Origin of the sequence: Andreprevotia sp. IGB-42 (assembly GCF_009848685.1) — a bacterium.
Taxonomy (GTDB): domain Bacteria; phylum Pseudomonadota; class Gammaproteobacteria; order Burkholderiales; family Chitinibacteraceae; genus Andreprevotia.
Genome location: NZ_WXTX01000023.1, coordinates 1 through 14382 on the forward strand (window position 1 = coordinate 1; position 14382 = coordinate 14382).

At 64.7% G+C, this 14382-nt stretch carries 14 protein-coding genes; 6 read left to right on the top strand and 8 right to left on the bottom strand.

Annotated features, from left to right (window positions below):
* On the bottom strand, window positions 1-754 hold a 754-nt coding region (locus IGB42_RS20855; protein WP_201800039.1), incomplete at its 3' end, for a DUF6531 domain-containing protein.
* An 892-nt stretch (window positions 755-1646) separates the two neighbouring features.
* Between IGB42_RS20855 and IGB42_RS20860 the strand changes: the two genes are divergently transcribed.
* Window positions 1647-3161 (top strand): hypothetical protein, encoded by a 1515-nt coding sequence (locus IGB42_RS20860; protein WP_201800040.1) that lies wholly within the window; start codon window positions 1647-1649, stop codon window positions 3159-3161.
* A gap of 104 nt (window positions 3162-3265) precedes the next feature.
* On the opposite strand, the gene IGB42_RS20865 is transcribed toward IGB42_RS20860, so the two are convergent.
* The 7 genes from IGB42_RS20865 to IGB42_RS20895 all read right to left on the bottom strand — a co-directional run bounded on the left by IGB42_RS20865 (window position 3266) and on the right by IGB42_RS20895 (window position 10860).
* On the bottom strand, window positions 3266-3934 hold the full coding sequence (locus tag IGB42_RS20865) for a hypothetical protein (RefSeq protein ID WP_159675372.1): 669 nt from the start codon (window positions 3932-3934) through the stop codon (window positions 3266-3268).
* A 236-nt stretch (window positions 3935-4170) separates the two neighbouring features.
* Window positions 4171-5538, bottom strand: coding sequence for a phage terminase large subunit (gene terL / locus IGB42_RS20870; protein ID WP_159675374.1), 1368 nt, complete (start codon window positions 5536-5538; stop codon window positions 4171-4173).
* Window positions 5522-6370, bottom strand: coding sequence for a hypothetical protein (locus IGB42_RS20875; protein WP_159675376.1), 849 nt, complete (start codon window positions 6368-6370; stop codon window positions 5522-5524). The genes terL and IGB42_RS20875 overlap by 17 nt, the downstream gene beginning before the upstream one ends.
* Window positions 6370-7767, bottom strand: coding sequence for a hypothetical protein (locus IGB42_RS20880; protein WP_159675377.1), 1398 nt, complete (start codon window positions 7765-7767; stop codon window positions 6370-6372). Before IGB42_RS20880 ends, IGB42_RS20875 begins: the two co-directional genes overlap by 1 nt.
* The gene (locus tag IGB42_RS20885) at window positions 7768-9099 is read right to left on the bottom strand and encodes a replicative DNA helicase (protein ID WP_159675379.1); all 1332 of its coding nucleotides are present in this window, start codon (window positions 9097-9099) and stop codon (window positions 7768-7770) included.
* Entirely contained in the window at window positions 9096-10127 is a 1032-nt protein-coding gene (locus IGB42_RS20890; RefSeq protein ID WP_159675381.1) for a replication protein, read from the bottom strand. Before IGB42_RS20890 ends, IGB42_RS20885 begins: the two co-directional genes overlap by 4 nt.
* A 55-nt stretch (window positions 10128-10182) precedes the next feature.
* On the bottom strand, window positions 10183-10860 hold the full coding sequence (locus tag IGB42_RS20895) for a hypothetical protein (RefSeq protein ID WP_159675383.1): 678 nt from the start codon (window positions 10858-10860) through the stop codon (window positions 10183-10185).
* A 205-nt stretch (window positions 10861-11065) separates the two neighbouring features.
* Here IGB42_RS20895 and IGB42_RS20900 point away from each other — a divergent pair, with 205 nt between their 5' ends.
* The 5 genes from IGB42_RS20900 to IGB42_RS20920 all read left to right on the top strand — a co-directional run bounded on the left by IGB42_RS20900 (window position 11066) and on the right by IGB42_RS20920 (window position 14375).
* Window positions 11066-11731, top strand: a complete 666-nt coding sequence (locus IGB42_RS20900; RefSeq protein ID WP_159675385.1) for an XRE family transcriptional regulator — start codon at window positions 11066-11068, stop codon at window positions 11729-11731.
* 149 nt (window positions 11732-11880) lie between these two features.
* Window positions 11881-12219, top strand: coding sequence for a helix-turn-helix transcriptional regulator (locus tag IGB42_RS20905; RefSeq protein ID WP_159675387.1), 339 nt, complete (start codon window positions 11881-11883; stop codon window positions 12217-12219).
* A complete protein-coding gene (locus tag IGB42_RS20910; protein WP_159675389.1) occupies window positions 12203-13492 on the top strand; it encodes a type II toxin-antitoxin system HipA family toxin in 1290 nt (429 codons plus the stop codon). The genes IGB42_RS20905 and IGB42_RS20910 overlap by 17 nt, the downstream gene beginning before the upstream one ends.
* Window positions 13493-13542: 50 nt before the next feature.
* A complete protein-coding gene (locus tag IGB42_RS20915) occupies window positions 13543-13917 on the top strand; it encodes a hypothetical protein (protein WP_159675391.1) in 375 nt (124 codons plus the stop codon).
* Between the two features lie 83 nt (window positions 13918-14000).
* Entirely contained in the window at window positions 14001-14375 is a 375-nt protein-coding gene (locus IGB42_RS20920; RefSeq protein ID WP_159675393.1) for a hypothetical protein, read from the top strand.
* Window positions 14376-14382 lie beyond the last annotated feature (7 nt).

Genomic DNA, 14382 nt, shown 5'->3' on the forward strand with positions numbered 1-14382 from the left:
GGGCGATATCGGGGACTTGCGCCGCGATGACCGGGGCCATGTCGGTGGAGGGGATGATGCGGCGGCTGAAGCTGTGGCGCCAGCCCAGCCCCAGGCCGAGGTCGATGCGGCTGCCGCTGTTGTAATAACGGGTGAAGGTCTGGCCGGGTGCCCAGGTCAGATCCGGCTCGGTCTGGAACTTGTTGCCGGTGGCGGTGTTGACGGGGTTGGCAGTCAGAGGACAACGCTGGCCCTGGTCGTCATCGACGTCTTCGGTATCGCACGATTGATTGGGGGCACACTGCGCCCGGATGCGGCAGCCGCCGAAGCTTTTGCTCAGGTAGTTGCCTGCGCTGCAGATCGGGCGGCAGCGGTGGCTGACCGGGCCGAAGAACTGGCCGGTAGGGCAGTTGCCAACATAGGAAGCCTCCCAAGAATGCCCCACCGAATCCACGTAGCCAGTCATGCCACGAGGGTAGTAATACGCAAGCCATCCCCCCATCCAAATAGATGAGCCGCCATTTGTGCCACCATCAATACGTACGGTATTGCCGGGAGGCGGGAATGTCTGCATGAGAACCAAGCCCGCATACCCGCCTACCTCGTAATACGCAACAGGCGGCGTATACCCGATGATCTGGCCGAGGTATGGGTCGTCGGTATTGGTTGATTTGACCTCCCAGTGCGCCCCCTGCCCTGCCTGCGCCAGCGCCATCACGCCGCTCAGCAGTGCCGCCTGCACCAAACGCCCGCGCTCAGGTAGCAGGCTGAACAAGCGGGACAGAATCGGCATGAACAATGTGGACAGCATGGGTGCTTGAACCTGGGTAGATTGACTGGCGAGCGGATGCGGGCAGCGTCAACGCTGGGCGCAACACCTGCCTTGGCAGAAAGCGGGCAAGGTATACGCCCCCGGCTTTATACCGGACGCTTAACTTACGATCAAATTAATTTTCAAAGATGGTAAGGCCACCCGATCATTCAGCTTTAAATATGCCAAAGTCATTGTCAGCTTCCAGTCTAAGCAACTCACCCTCAACGCCGGGAAAAAGCAGCAATTGCTGACGAAGTTGCAAGCCATACAGCTTCAAACGGCGGGATATATTCAGCGCCTGCATCCTCAACCCGCATCACACCATCCGCTTTTACGGGGCGCCATACTGCGCAGCGGCATGGTGATCTGCCTGGAATGCGCGGATGGAGTGGCAGCACAAAGGTGCCACCATGGGCGCTGTACACGGGTATGGAGAAACGGCCGCTGCAGATCGGGCTGCAACCCGAAGCGGGATTGGCGGGCGCTGGCGCAGCAGCACCGTGGCGCTGCATCCCGGCCGGCAGCGCATTGATGCTGCAAACCCTGTGTTGCCTTGGGGTAGCGACGGGTTAACGACTTGAGCAAGACACACTTTCGTCCTTGCTGCGGCCATTGCGCCAACCATTGCCTGCACCTGCCTGATCAACCCGATACGTTGCCCCACCCCGCAAACGGTGAAGCCCGCGCTGATGGGGTGGCCGCACGGCATGCCTGCAAGCCGTTCACCAAGCCGTATCATCCGCCCCTCCTCCCACCCATAGCACTTCAGCGCCATCTTGCCACTTCAATTTGAAAGCGCTTTCAAATCAACGTACATTACGCCATCGCTAAAACAATGCTGATGGATGACGTCATGAAAAAGCTGCTGCTGGGCGTATTGCTGGCCGGATTGGGCGCTGCCGGCCTGAGTGCCTGCGGGGGTGGCAGCGATGCTGCAACACCCAGCTCGCCGTCGGCGACGAACACGGCAGCCGGCGTGGTGCCACCGGCCGTGGTGGAGCTGGGCGCGACAGCCACGACGGTGGCATGCAATCCGCCATGGCGCAGCAGCACGGTGTATCTGGCAGGGGCCATGGTCAGTGATGGCGGGCAGAACTATACCGCAGCGTACTGGACGCAAAACCAGAACCCGGCCACCAATAGTGATAGTGCCGGCAGCGGCAAACCCTGGGTGCCGGGCGGTGCATGCGGCGCGGCCGGCCCGACGCCCACGCCAGCGCCTTCGGCAGTGCCGACCCCCACCCCGCTGCCATCAGCCAGCGGGCGCGCGCTGGCGCTGCCCATCGGCATCGAGAACGTCAACGATTCGCCGCTGAAATCCGCCAGCTACCGCGCGCTGCTGCGCTTTGTGCCGGTAGGCACCATCAGCATCGACCGCTTCTATTTCGGCTTCAAGCTGCGCGGCGCCAAGTGCGACGAGCCTGATGTGGCAGGCTACGGTGCTGGCGATGGCGGGCTGCTGCGCGGCAGCCTGGTGCAGATCAATGCCGCCACGGGTTTGCCCGGCGCGGTGCTTGCCAGCGAAACCATCAATGCCTGCACGCGCCACAACCAGGCCAAGGCAGAGATCAATGGCGAAACGCCGGTGCTGGCGTGGGTAAATACCCCGGCCATGCTGCAGGGCGGCAGCATGTATGCGCTGATCGTGAGCAACGCGCATACCGATCCGGCCCGCAACTTCTTCTCGTTCAACATGCCGCTGGCCGATACCGCACTGGCTGGCCCGCATGCCCGCAATGAACTCGCCAGCAGTGCCGGCGGCGCGCTGATGGCGCTGGATCCGCGCGAGCACATAGCGTGGTCGGACAACAATGGGGGCAGCTGGCAATACGGCTCGTTCAACGGCCAGTACCGCTCTTATATGAATGACCGAGATCTGGCGCACCCGGCCACGCGGCTACCGCAATATGGCTTCCGCCTGACCAGTGGCGCCATGCTGGCCGGGCAGGCGTATTACGCATATAGCGCCGATTGCGTGGGCTGCACCGTGGCCTACCCGAACGCGCGCTACGCCCGCACGCTGACCGAGGTGGGTGGCTTTACCGCATCGGGCAGCAATGTAGGCACGCTGACACTGCGCAACACCAGCAACGGTGCACAATCGAGCTGCACGCCAACGCAAGGTTACGGCTTGCGCAAATGCACCTTGCCCGCCCCCGTCAACGTTGCCGTGGGGCAAGGCTATACCGTGCAATCCACCGGTACCGTGGAACTGATGAAGCTGGATTACTCGCAGCAGTTGCTGTTCCCGAACGTGGGCACGGCCAACGGCGAACAGCGCGCCTACCAGCCCAACCCGGTGCCGGGCACCAAAGCGAAGGATGTGCCCAGCCTGTGGGCAGGGCCGCGTTCGACTTATTTCAACTGAAACTCAACTCAAGCGGCATCGCTGCATGAGGTTGCCTCGCTGGTGTGCGGAGCGGCCGCCACCCGGCAGCCCCGCCCCTCTCTCTTGCCGGTTGAAGTAATCCATCACGCCGCAAGCGGCATGGCTTGTGCGCTGAGCACCAGCGGTTGGGCAGTCGCCACTGGCGCAGCCATGCAATGGGTGATGCGCGCTGCGTGCGCTTGCTGCACGGTGTACAGCGCCTGCTGCAGCGCATCGTCCAGCGCGGCCATGGTGCGCAGCTTGTGGCGCTGGATGCGCATGTGGCTGCCGCTGACGGTGGTTTTCCACTGGCGGGTGCGCACGCTTTGCATGCCGATCCATTCATCGACGATGGCGGCGCGCAGCCGCACGGGGATTACGCCACGGTCCGCAGCGGGTTCGCCCCCCTCGCCTGCTGCCGCCGCGCTGCGGGTTTTGCGGGCTGGCCAGCGGTCCGGCAGCAGCCGCGCCAGCTGGTTGCGATCGCCCACGCGGCCGGCCAGCGCGGCCCAGATCACCAGTTTCTGCAGCGGCGGCAGTTGATCGAGCGTGCGCAGCACGCTACCCGCCAGCAGGTTTTCATCTGCCAGCCGCGGCATGCTGTCCGGCGCGTAGCGGCTGTGGATGATCTTGACGCCGCCCACGCGCACCGCCCATGCGGCAAGGCTGGTGGCGGTGAGGAAGCGCACCGGCTGTGCCTGGCGGGCGATGGCTTGCGCCAAGTGCGGGGCGGTGTGGCGGATGGTGTTGGCGGAATGGGTTGCGGTGTTCATCGTTTGCTCCTGGGTGGTGCCGTATCGTTCATATCGGGTTGGTTGCTGCGGTAGTGCGTGTGTGGTCCGGGCGATGCGGCTATCCGGCACCAGAGTTGATGGGGCTGGCGGCGGCTTGTGCCGCAGTCCCGGGTGGTCCGCGCCTTTGGCCAACCGGCCGTGCGCAGCCTTGCGGATACAACGGAGCCGCAGTGCCCGCTCCCTTCCCCACGCCATCCGCCGTGGCGATTGCGTTTTCAGTAGCCGGCATAGCGATCCCCCACGGTGCTGGTGCGCGCCAACTGGCGGCTGGCATGCGGGCGCGGGCCGCGCTCGAATGCCCAGTTCAGGAACTGGCTCATGCTGTCCACCTGGTCGTCGTGCTTGCTGTTGGGAAAGCCAGCGCATTCGCGCTCGAACTCGCCCAGCCACAGCGCGCGGCGCGGCAGCATGACCTTGCCGGCCTCGATCAATGGCGATGCGCGCAACATGCGGCTTTGCTTGTCGCCATGCGGGGCGATGGCGATCACCGGCACGTGCTCGCGCTTCAGTTCCTGCGCCAGGCTCACGCCGCTGGCCTTGTCCTCGATCAGCACCGCGCTGGCATGGTGCCGGGTGGCGGCTTGCTTCACTTCCTGGCGCAGCGCCGGGTAATCCACGCGCTTGCGGATCACGTCCAGCAGCCAGTAGCGGCCATCGGCCACGCCCCACACCGTGCCCACGCTGGGGTCGTTGTGCTGCGCCACTTTCTGGGCGGTATCCCAGCTGCACACCACCATGTCGAAGTGGGTGGGCGTGACGTCGTAGCGGCCGAACCAGCGCAGCTTGATCAGCCCGCCTTCCAGCGGTGCCGGGCGTTGCTGGTACAGCGCTTCCCACTCGCGGCTGCCCAGCGTGCGCTCGATCTGCTGCAGCACCGGCAGTGGAAACTTCTGCGGCCATAGTGGTTTGCCTGCCGTGTTGATGGCGGGCAGGCACAGCACCTCCCAGCCTTCGTGCGCGTGCTCGCCCTGCAGCCAGCCGGCCAGGTCGTCCTCGTGCCAGCGGGTCTGGATCACCACGATGGCGCCATCGCTCATCAGCCGCGTATACGCCACTGCCGCATACCAATCCTTGAGCTTGCGGCGCACGGTATCGCTGTCGGCATCTTCACGGCCCTTGAGCGGATCGTCGATCAGCATCAGGTGTGCGCCGCGCCCGGTCATCGGGCCGCCCACGCCCACCGCGTAATACACGCCGCCCTGCCCGGTATGGAAACGCCGCGCCGAGGTGGAATCGCGCCGCACGCCCACATTGCCGAACACCGCGCCGAAGGTGGGCTCGGCCAGCTGGTTGCGTACCTTGCGGCCAAAATCATCGGCCAGCTCCTGCGCGTAGGTGGCGTGGATGATGTAGCGATCCGGGTGGCGGCCCAGGTACCACGCCGGGAAGAACTCGCTGGCCAGCATGCTTTTGCCGTGGCGCGGCGGCATGAAGATCATCAGCCGCTTGCAGCGCCCGTCCGCCACCGCCTGCAACCGCTCGGCCATCAGCCGGTGGTGGCGTGCAATGGCGTAGCCCGGCCACTGGTACTTGGCGTAGGCCAGCAGGTTTTGCCGCGCCAGCGTTTCAATCCGTATCGGCATGGCTGCGCTCCAGTTCGGCCAGTACATGGGCGGCCAGCGTTTCGGATTCCTGCTCGCTGTACAGGCTGCCGCCGGCGGGGGCTTCATCCAGCCCGCGCAGGCGGCGGATGGTTTCGATGGCCTTTTGCGCGGTATCGATCATGATCTTGGCGTCGCGCGGGTCCAGCTCGCCGGCTGTCGCCGCCTTTTCCAGCCCGATCAGCACATGGCGGCTGATGCGCAGCGCGCGCTGGGTGTCTTCGCTGTCTTCATCGCTGGCGGGCACGTTGCTGGCGGGCGGGTTGCTGGCGACAAGGGGCGGATTGCCGCTGGCGGCAGGCGGGTTGGCCACGGGCGATGCGCTGCCTGCATCTGCCGCAACGGCGGCATTGCCTTGGGTGGCAGCCCGCGTGGCGCCCGGCATGGATAGCGCCGGCGGCAATGCCAGCCACGGTGCGATATCGGCCGCGCTTGCATCCGCTGCATCCGCCAAACCCTCTGCGGCCGGCAATGCAGATACAGAATCGACCAGCGCCTTGGGGCAACGCTGGCTGACCATACCGGCCAGCGTTGCCGCATGCGCCAGTTGGCGCAGTGTATCGTTGGCAGCGACCGAACCCGCGTTGCCGCGCGCCGGCGTTGCCACGCGTAGCCAGCCGTGGCGAATGGCGTTGTTGCGGACCGCTGCCTCGCTGATGCCGTACTGCGCGGCCAACTTGCGCACGCTGCACAGGCCAGCCGCGTAATCCGCCTGCAGCGCTATCCAGTCGATATTGGCCGGCGGGCGGCCACGACCACGCCGCGCGGGTGTGGCCTGGTCCATGGTGAAGAGCGGGGTTTGCACATTGCTCATTACGCGGCCCCGTTGTGCAGATCGGCCGCGGCCATGCATTGCGGCGCGGCTGTGCCGGCAACGGCTGGCTGGGTGGCGATCCGTTGATTGAGCGTGCTGGCGTCCATGCCCATGTCCATGTCGCGCGGCAGCGCCATGCCGCGGGCGGCTTCTTCGCCCTCGCCCTCGCCCTCGCCCTCGCCCCAATCCAGATCCAGATCCAGATCCAGATCCAGATCCAGATCCAGATCCAGATCCAGATCCAGATCCACTTCGTCTTCAGCGTGTGCTGGCGCGGGTGCATGCGCATTCCCCGTTGGCACCGCCTGGCAGATTGCGCAGGGTGGCGGCTGCAGCAAGGCGGCAATGTGGCGGTTGTAGGGCGGGCAGCCACATGCACGCGCCGGCATCGCGGCGGCGATCAGCCCGGTCGTGCCGGCCGGGGCATCACCCATGTGCGGATCGGTAGCGGTGTTGCTGGCGCAGTGATCAGCCGCTACCGTCGACGCTTCATCCGCTGTCGCTTTTGCCAACGTTGCTGCAGGCCGCAACAGGCAGCCCAAGGCCGCCAACGGCAGCGCTTGCTGGCGCTGATAGGCGAGTGCCAGTGCATCGATATCGGCATCACCCAGCCGCGCCAGGGTCAGCGCGGTGCTCAGCTCGGCCAGCGTCAGCACCTGGGGCACGGCACTGGCTGTGCTGTGGGCTACCGCATCGCCCGCCGCGTAACCGATGGCGGATGCCGGGCACTTATCTATATATGTGTTTGGGTCTGCCACTTGCGGCTGGGTGGCAACAGCGCCGGCATCCGCCGCGCACCCCACCCCAAACCCCTCCCCGCCGTCCGGCGGGTTGGGGTGCGCCGGCAAGGTCAGCCCCGCCAGCATCAGCGCGCGCAATTCGGCCACCAGCGTTTGTGCCTGCGCGTGCGGCAGAAAGCTGGCCTCGCCCGGCAACGGCCATACGCCCAGGTAATCTTCCCCCAGCGCGATGCGGCCGTAGCGCGCCACGGTGCCGGCTTGTTCATGCGGGGCGAATGCCCACTGGAAGTGGCCGCTGCGGCCCACGGCCAGCCACAGGTAGGCACTGAAATCGCCGTCGTCCGCGTCGCGGTTTGCTGCGAAGACAGCTGCCGGAACGCCCGCCGCCGGGACGCCGCCGGCCGGCGCGGCAGTTGCCTGGGATGTAACTGCCTGCAAATCGGCTACCTTGCGCTTGATCGCCATGCATTCAGCGGTCGGCGCTGCTGCGCCGCACCCGCTGGCGCAGGCGGCTGCCAGCGCAGGGTCATCTTGCACGGCGCTGGCAGCTTGCTGCGTGCCCACTGCCGGCAGGCCTTGCTCCGGCATGTGAGCGTCCGGGTTGCCGATCGCCACAGCGTTTGTAGCGTGGGCTTGGGTGGTTTGATCGATGCTCATTCAGGCCTCCTGGTCTTGCCAGCTGAAATGGTTGCGGGCGCGGTTGGGTGGGGTGGTGGTGGGCAGGTCTGCCGCCCAGTTGGCAAAGCGTTGTGTGCTCATGTCGCAAAACAGCGGCACATCGCCGGTTTCGCCCTGGCGGCTTTTGCCGACGATGGCCATGGCGTAGTGCTGCGATTGCGCGCGGTCGTAATAGCCGGGGCGGTACATGAACACGATCAGGTCGGCGTCTTGCTCGATGGCGCCGGATTCACGCAGGTCGCTCATCAGCGGGCGCTTGTCGCCGCGCTCTTCCACCTTGCGGGAGAGCTGCGACAGCGCAATCACCGGCACCTGCAGATCCTTGGCAATGGCCTTCAGGCCACGGCTGATGCGGCTGATCTCTTGCGTGCGGTTCTCGCTGCCGTCATCACTCATCAGTTGCAGGTAATCCACCACCACCAAGCCCAATCCATGCTGGCGCTTGAGCTTGCGGCACTTGCCGGCAATGCGCGCCAGGCTGGGGTTGCTGTGGAAATCGAACACCATCTGCAGATCGGCCGCGCGCTCCACGCCGTTGGCCAGTTGCGCCCAGTCGGCGTCATCCAGCCGGCCGCGCTGCAGCGCCTTCATGTTGATGCCCGATTGCGTGGCCAGCGTGCGCATGGCGGTTTGCTGCTCGCCCATTTCCAGGCAGAACAGCGCCACCATGCGGTTGGCGGCGACAGCCTGCGCGCAGTGCATGGCAAAGGCAGTCTTGCCCATGGCCGGGCGACCGGCCACGATGACCAGATCACCCGCCTGCAGCCCGCCGGTCAGCTCGTCGAAATCCGCCAGCCCCACCGGCACGCCGGGAATGGCACCGTCGGCCCGATAACGGCGGTCGATCTCCGCCACACCGCCATGCAGCAGGCTTTTGACCTGCACCCAGTCTTGCGCGCTGCCGGCATCCAGCTCGGCCAGCAGGCCGATGGCGTGTTCGTGCGCGGCCTCCGGGCAGGCCAGCGCTGCTGCGGCGTGGGCAATGGCGTGGCCGATATCCGCCAGTTGCGCGCGCTTGCCGTGATCGATCACGCGCTGCGCATACAGCGCGATGTTGGCAGCGGCACCCGGGTTGCGATACAGATCGCCCATCTCGGCCAGCGGCACGGTGGTGTTCTCGGCAGCCAGCGTTTCGTACACGTCGATCAGGCTGGGCGTGATGCCGGCCGCCACCAGCCGCAGCAGCGCGCTGTACACCGCGCGGTGCGCATCGCTGAAGCGGGCCTGCGGCACCGCGTGGGCATCCAGCAATGTGGCATCGCGCAGCACGCAGCCCAGATAGGCAGCCTCTGCCTGCAGGCGGGGGTTCATTGCGCACCGCCGTGGTAGCGCCCTTCCACCACCTTGGCAAAGTTGCCCGGCCGCAGCAGCCATTCCAGATCGGCCATGAAGGGCGGCTTGCCAGCCACGCTGTTGCTGTTGCCCACCAGGAATGCCGATTGCGCCACGTAGCCGAAGTAGCGGCGCCAGAAGCGCAGGCCATCGGCCTTGCCGCTGTAGCGGCCGGCTTTCAGGTTTTCGTTCCAGCGGGCACGCAGCAGACGGGCACGTACCTGATGCCACACCAGCACTTGCGGGCAGGCCGGCAGCAGCTCGTGATACAGCGCAATGATCTCGCGCTGCGGGCAGCTGGCATGCGCCGGGGCTGCAATGCGCAGCCTGGCGGCCTTGCCACTGCGCGGCGTGCTGGCGGTATCGGCCATGGCATCCAGCAGCGCATCGAGGGCGGCATCTGCGCTGGCATCGCCTTCGCCCGGTGCATCACCCGCCGGCAGGCTGGTGCTGGCATCCACGCCGTGCTGGCTGGTAGCGCCCGTTTCATCCGGGGCTGGCTGCATTGCGGCTGCTGCGGTAGCCAAGGAAGCGTTAGCTTCCTCAATGGTTTGTTGGGATTGTTTGTTGTGTGTAGCGCTTTGCAACACCTGGCTGTCGGGTTTTGCTACGGCCGTGGTGCCCGCAACCGCCGCATTGGCCAGGCCAGCCAGCCGCCAGTCGGCAGGGGCGTTGAAGCCCACCAGGTAGCCAAACCGCCCCTTGCGTGCGGTGATGATGTGCATGTCCAGCAGCGACTGGAATACCTTGCTGGCATCCGGCCGGTGGATGCCCGCCAGCGCGGCCAGCTGGGTGATGGTGATGTCATCCGTCTCCTTGCAGAAACCATAGGTCTTGCGCGTGATGGCCAGCGCCAGCTTGAGCTGGCGGCCTGCCAGGCCAGCGGCCAGCAAGGCATCCATCACACCGTTGGGAATGGCCACGAAGCCGGCCTGCCACTGCGGCAGGGGGCCGGCCAGCATGGGGTTCAGGACGGCAGTGGCGGCAAGGCGGGGAATTGCGTTCATCGTTGCTCCAGATTCGGGGATGTGGCGGTTGCTGGCGGGAAGCGCGTGCGGGCAATCAGTGCGCGCGGCCGTAATCACGGCGGCGCTGGCTGCATGGCGGTTGCCAGCCGCGCGTGACCAGCCACGCACTGCCGGGGCCGGGGTATTGCGCGCACAGCGCGGCCAGCAACCAGCGCGGCATGGCGGGCAGGCGCGCATCCGCCGCCAGCAGCCAGCACAGCGCCCGGCCCGCAGCGGCCAGCCATGTGCGCGGGCCGGATGGCGGCACTGCAGGTGGCACGGCTATCACGTCCATCACGTTATGGCCGTAGACCGTCACGCTGCCGTGGGTCATGCCGATCACGTTTTTGGTATCCACTTCGCAAGAAAAATCGTTAACATGCTTGACATTACACACGAACGTGTTAATAACAGACGTACGAAGACCGGTGTCGGCCAGTGCCTCCAGCCCCGCAACCGGCGGCGGCGCAAAGCGCCCCTGATCCAGCGTGGGCAGCGCCGGCAGTGGCCGGCCCTTGCCAGTGGCGTTGATGACCAGTGCAGACCAGCCCGGTGCCGCAAACAGCGTGGCGGCGCGCGGTGTGCCGGCCACGCCTTTTGCCCCACCAGTGCTGGTTTCATGCGGCTCTCGGCTGGAAACGCCAGCGCACGCGGCACCGGAAAACAATGCAGCGGCATGGGCGCCGGCCAAGGCCTTGCGCGGACTTCGGGGGTGCAGATTGAAATGGGACATGGGTAACCTCAAAATGGAATGGAAAGCAAAAGGGAACAGATGCGGCCGCCTTGCTTTGCCCCGGCAAACCATGCTGTAGCAGGCTGCGACAGCTGGCGGTTTTTGCCGGTGTGAGGGCGAAACGCGAGTTCATACCCACATTAAACACGAACGTGACACAAAAATCAATCACCACTGTGACAAATATTTATACTACGATCGTGATATGACTACGATAGGCGAACGTGTGCGCGCTTTGCGCATCGAAAAAAATCTCTCGCAGGCCGAGCTGGCAACAGCGGCCGGCGTTTCCACGTCCACCATCGGCAACCTGGAAGCGGGCATCCGCACCCAGCCGCGCCGGCTGAACGCCATTGCCGCCGTACTGGGCGCCAACCCGCTGTGGCTGGAAACCGGCCGGGGCGATCAGCTATCGGGCGCGGCGGCTGCCGTGTTCCCGCGCAGCCCGGCCGAATCGGAATACGCGCTGATCCCGCAATACAGCACGCGCGGCGCCTGCGGCACCGGCTACATGAACGATCATGTGGAGGTATCCGGCGGCCTGGCGTTCAAGCGCGAATGGCTGACCCGCCTGGGCCTGGACGAAAACAACGCCTGCGTGATCTACGCCGACGGCGACAGCATGAGCAACAACATCAACGACGGCGACGTGGTGCTGCTCGACACCCGCCAGCAACAGGCTCGCGATGGCCAGGTGTATGCACTGCTGAAGGACGGCGAAACCGTGATCAAGCGCATCCAGCGCCAGTTCGGCATGGTGCTGCTGCACAGCGACAACCCGGACAAGGTGCGCTACCCCAGCATTACCGTACCGCCGGGCGTGGACCTGGAAATCATCGGACGCGTGGTGTGGCGTGGGGGCGGGATGTAAGGATGAATGGCGGGTGTGTGGGCCCGTTGAATGCCGCATGCATCAGCGACAATAACGCAAAGCGGCCATTGCCACCCCAGCAGTAGAATGACCAAAATTGGATCACATATTAGCCACTAAGCACGTTAAAGGCTAATATATGATCCATCATGAAAAAATCTACCACCGCATCCCTGCTGCCCTCCGTTGCTGCGCCGCTACTTGCGCTCGGCCAGCATATCCGCAGCGCGCGCCAGGCCAGGGGCTGGACCATTGCCGAAGCGGCAGCACGCGTGGTGGTGTCCACTGCCACCTACAAGCGTATCGAGGCAGGCGATCCTTCCGTGTCGATGGCGTCGTGGGCCAATACGCTGTGCCAGCTGCAATTGCTTGATGCCGTGATTGGCGCTGCGGCGCCGGCGCAGGATGCACTGGGTGAAGGATTGCGTGCGGCGCAGGCCAGCAAACGGATACGCAAAGCAAAGGTGAAGGATGACTATGATTTCTAACACCGGCTTTGTGGTTTTCATCCACCCGGAGCAGGCAACGACAGCCATCCCGGCCGGGCGGCTGACGCTGTTGGAGCAGGATGCCGAGCTGTTGCAGTCCAGCTTTGGCTATGGCCGGCAATATGTAGAACGGCAGAACCGGCTGGCGCTTGATCCGTTGACTTTGGCTTTGCCGGGCGACGGGCCGGCGGTACTGCGCGCGCCGCCCATCACGCCGCAAGGGCCATTGCCGGAATTTGGCGTATTCCGCGATGCAACGCCAGACCGCTGGGGGCGGCGGCTGATCGAGAACAAGCTGCAGCGCCTTGACCCGCTGGCCGAATCGGTTTACCTGCTGCATGGCGGCGCCAACCGTACCGGCGCGCTGGATTTCCGCGATGACCCGACCAGCCCGGCACCAGTCAACGAGCTGGCGCAGTTGCTGGATCTTGGCTACCTGAAAGAAGCCGCCGAGCGCGTGGAGGCGGGTGAAATCATCCCCGCCAGATTGGAAAAGATTTTCGATGCTGGCTCCAGCATGGGCGGCGCACGCCCCAAGGCGGTGATCGAGGCGGACGAGCGCCAATGGCTGGCCAAGTTTCCCATGCCCGGCGATGCGTTCTCGATGCCGCAAGTGGAATATGCCACGCTGATGCTGGCACGCGAGGCGGGTCTGCAGGTGCCGCCGCTGCGGCTGGAGGATATTGGTGAAAAACGCCCGGTGATGCTGATCGAGCGCTTCGACCGCATCCGTGCAGGGGATGGCTATAGCCGCCGCCATTTCCTGTCTGCATTGACCTTGCTGGCACGGCATGAAAGCGATTCACCCAATACCAGCTACGCGGATATTGCCGAGGCAATCGCCACCCATTGCGCGGCAGATACCATCAAGGCAGATCTGGCAGAATTGTTTGGCCGCATGGTGTTCAATATCCTGGTGCACAACAACGACGATCACCTGCGCAACCATGGCTTCATATGGGATGGCGCGACGGGTGGCTGGCGGTTATCGCCGCTGTATGACGTGGTGCCCGCTGCAACCCATGCCAAAACGCGCCATCTGCATCTTGGCGTGGGCCATCAGGGCAGATTGGCTACCCTTCCCAATGCGATGACCCAGCACGGCGTGTTCGGCCTGACCCGCCCGCAAGCCATCGACCTGATCGAGCAGATTGCCGCCGTAGTACGTGAATGGAAAAACACCTTCGAAACAGCTGGCGTGGACGGGCAGGATATCGACCACATCAGCCATGCCATCCGAAGCCCGCGCGATGCGGGGTTGAATGCATTGTGAGCTGGGCACCGTGCACGGCATGATTCAAATCATGGGAATGACACTGCACCATGCCACGCGATCTCGATCTCTCCACCCTCTCCATCAGCTATCTGCTCGGGTTCGAACAATCCGGCAGCGACCTGACCATGCGTTTTCTGGCATTGGGGGATGAACTGACGGTGGTATTTTCCGGGCTGGTGTATTTCGGGGTGAGCAGCAGTGATCTGGAGCGGGGCTTGCATGATCCCGATGTGATCGAAGTCAGTGATGAATATCGGCCACTGACCACAGCGGAATGGCAGCGGCATCCCTACCCCGATCTGGCGGGCAAGGCGGCGCAACAGCCATTCCGGGTGATCGATATTTATGGCAATGCCTGCATGCTGATCGTCTGCCAGCAGTGCGGGGTGGCATCGTGGCAGCCTGAAGCACAGCAGGCATAGCCGGCGCATTGCCCACGCCGCAGCGCGGGACATGCACGCAGTTGCCCCTCACCTGCAATGCAAAAGTGAACAGGAAGACCTGCATGGAACAAGACCGCAATCTGGCCACACTGCAGCTTGCGCAGTGGCAAGGGTTTGCATTCAGCGACGACAACGGCACCTTGACCATGCGCTTGCTGGCGCAGGGTGAGGAATGGACGGCGACGTTTTCCGGTGTGGTCCACTTTGCGCTGGGGGCAAGTGATTGCAGCAGCGGGCTGGCAGATCAGCGCATCACGGCAGTGAAAGACGAATACCGCATGCTGGCCCAGGATGAATGGCGGCAATATCCGTTGGCGGTGCCGCTGGCAGACAAGCTGCGCCCGTTCAGGATCATTCATCTGTATGGTGGCGCGCACATGCTGATTGTGTGCCGGCAATGCGTGGTGGGCAGTAGCCGGCAGCAGGCTGCTGCATAGCCAGCGT

Coding starts and splice junctions, on each gene's coding strand:
- IGB42_RS20880 (WP_159675377.1), bottom strand. CDS start 7,767: ATGAGCATCGATCAAACCACCCAAGCCCACGCTACAAACGCTGTGGCG.
- IGB42_RS20900 (WP_159675385.1), top strand. CDS start 11,066: ATGACTACGATAGGCGAACGTGTGCGCGCTTTGCGCATCGAAAAAAAT.
- terL (WP_159675374.1), bottom strand. CDS start 5,538: ATGCCGATACGGATTGAAACGCTGGCGCGGCAAAACCTGCTGGCCTAC.
- IGB42_RS20865 (WP_159675372.1), bottom strand. CDS start 3,934: ATGAACACCGCAACCCATTCCGCCAACACCATCCGCCACACCGCCCCG.
- IGB42_RS20920 (WP_159675393.1), top strand. CDS start 14,001: ATGGAACAAGACCGCAATCTGGCCACACTGCAGCTTGCGCAGTGGCAA.
- IGB42_RS20915 (WP_159675391.1), top strand. CDS start 13,543: ATGCCACGCGATCTCGATCTCTCCACCCTCTCCATCAGCTATCTGCTC.
- IGB42_RS20890 (WP_159675381.1), bottom strand. CDS start 10,127: ATGAACGCAATTCCCCGCCTTGCCGCCACTGCCGTCCTGAACCCCATG.
- IGB42_RS20895 (WP_159675383.1), bottom strand. CDS start 10,860: ATGTCCCATTTCAATCTGCACCCCCGAAGTCCGCGCAAGGCCTTGGCC.
- IGB42_RS20910 (WP_159675389.1), top strand. CDS start 12,203: ATGACTATGATTTCTAACACCGGCTTTGTGGTTTTCATCCACCCGGAG.
- IGB42_RS20860 (WP_201800040.1), top strand. CDS start 1,647: ATGAAAAAGCTGCTGCTGGGCGTATTGCTGGCCGGATTGGGCGCTGCC.
- IGB42_RS20885 (WP_159675379.1), bottom strand. CDS start 9,099: ATGAACCCCCGCCTGCAGGCAGAGGCTGCCTATCTGGGCTGCGTGCTG.
- IGB42_RS20875 (WP_159675376.1), bottom strand. CDS start 6,370: ATGAGCAATGTGCAAACCCCGCTCTTCACCATGGACCAGGCCACACCC.
- IGB42_RS20905 (WP_159675387.1), top strand. CDS start 11,881: ATGAAAAAATCTACCACCGCATCCCTGCTGCCCTCCGTTGCTGCGCCG.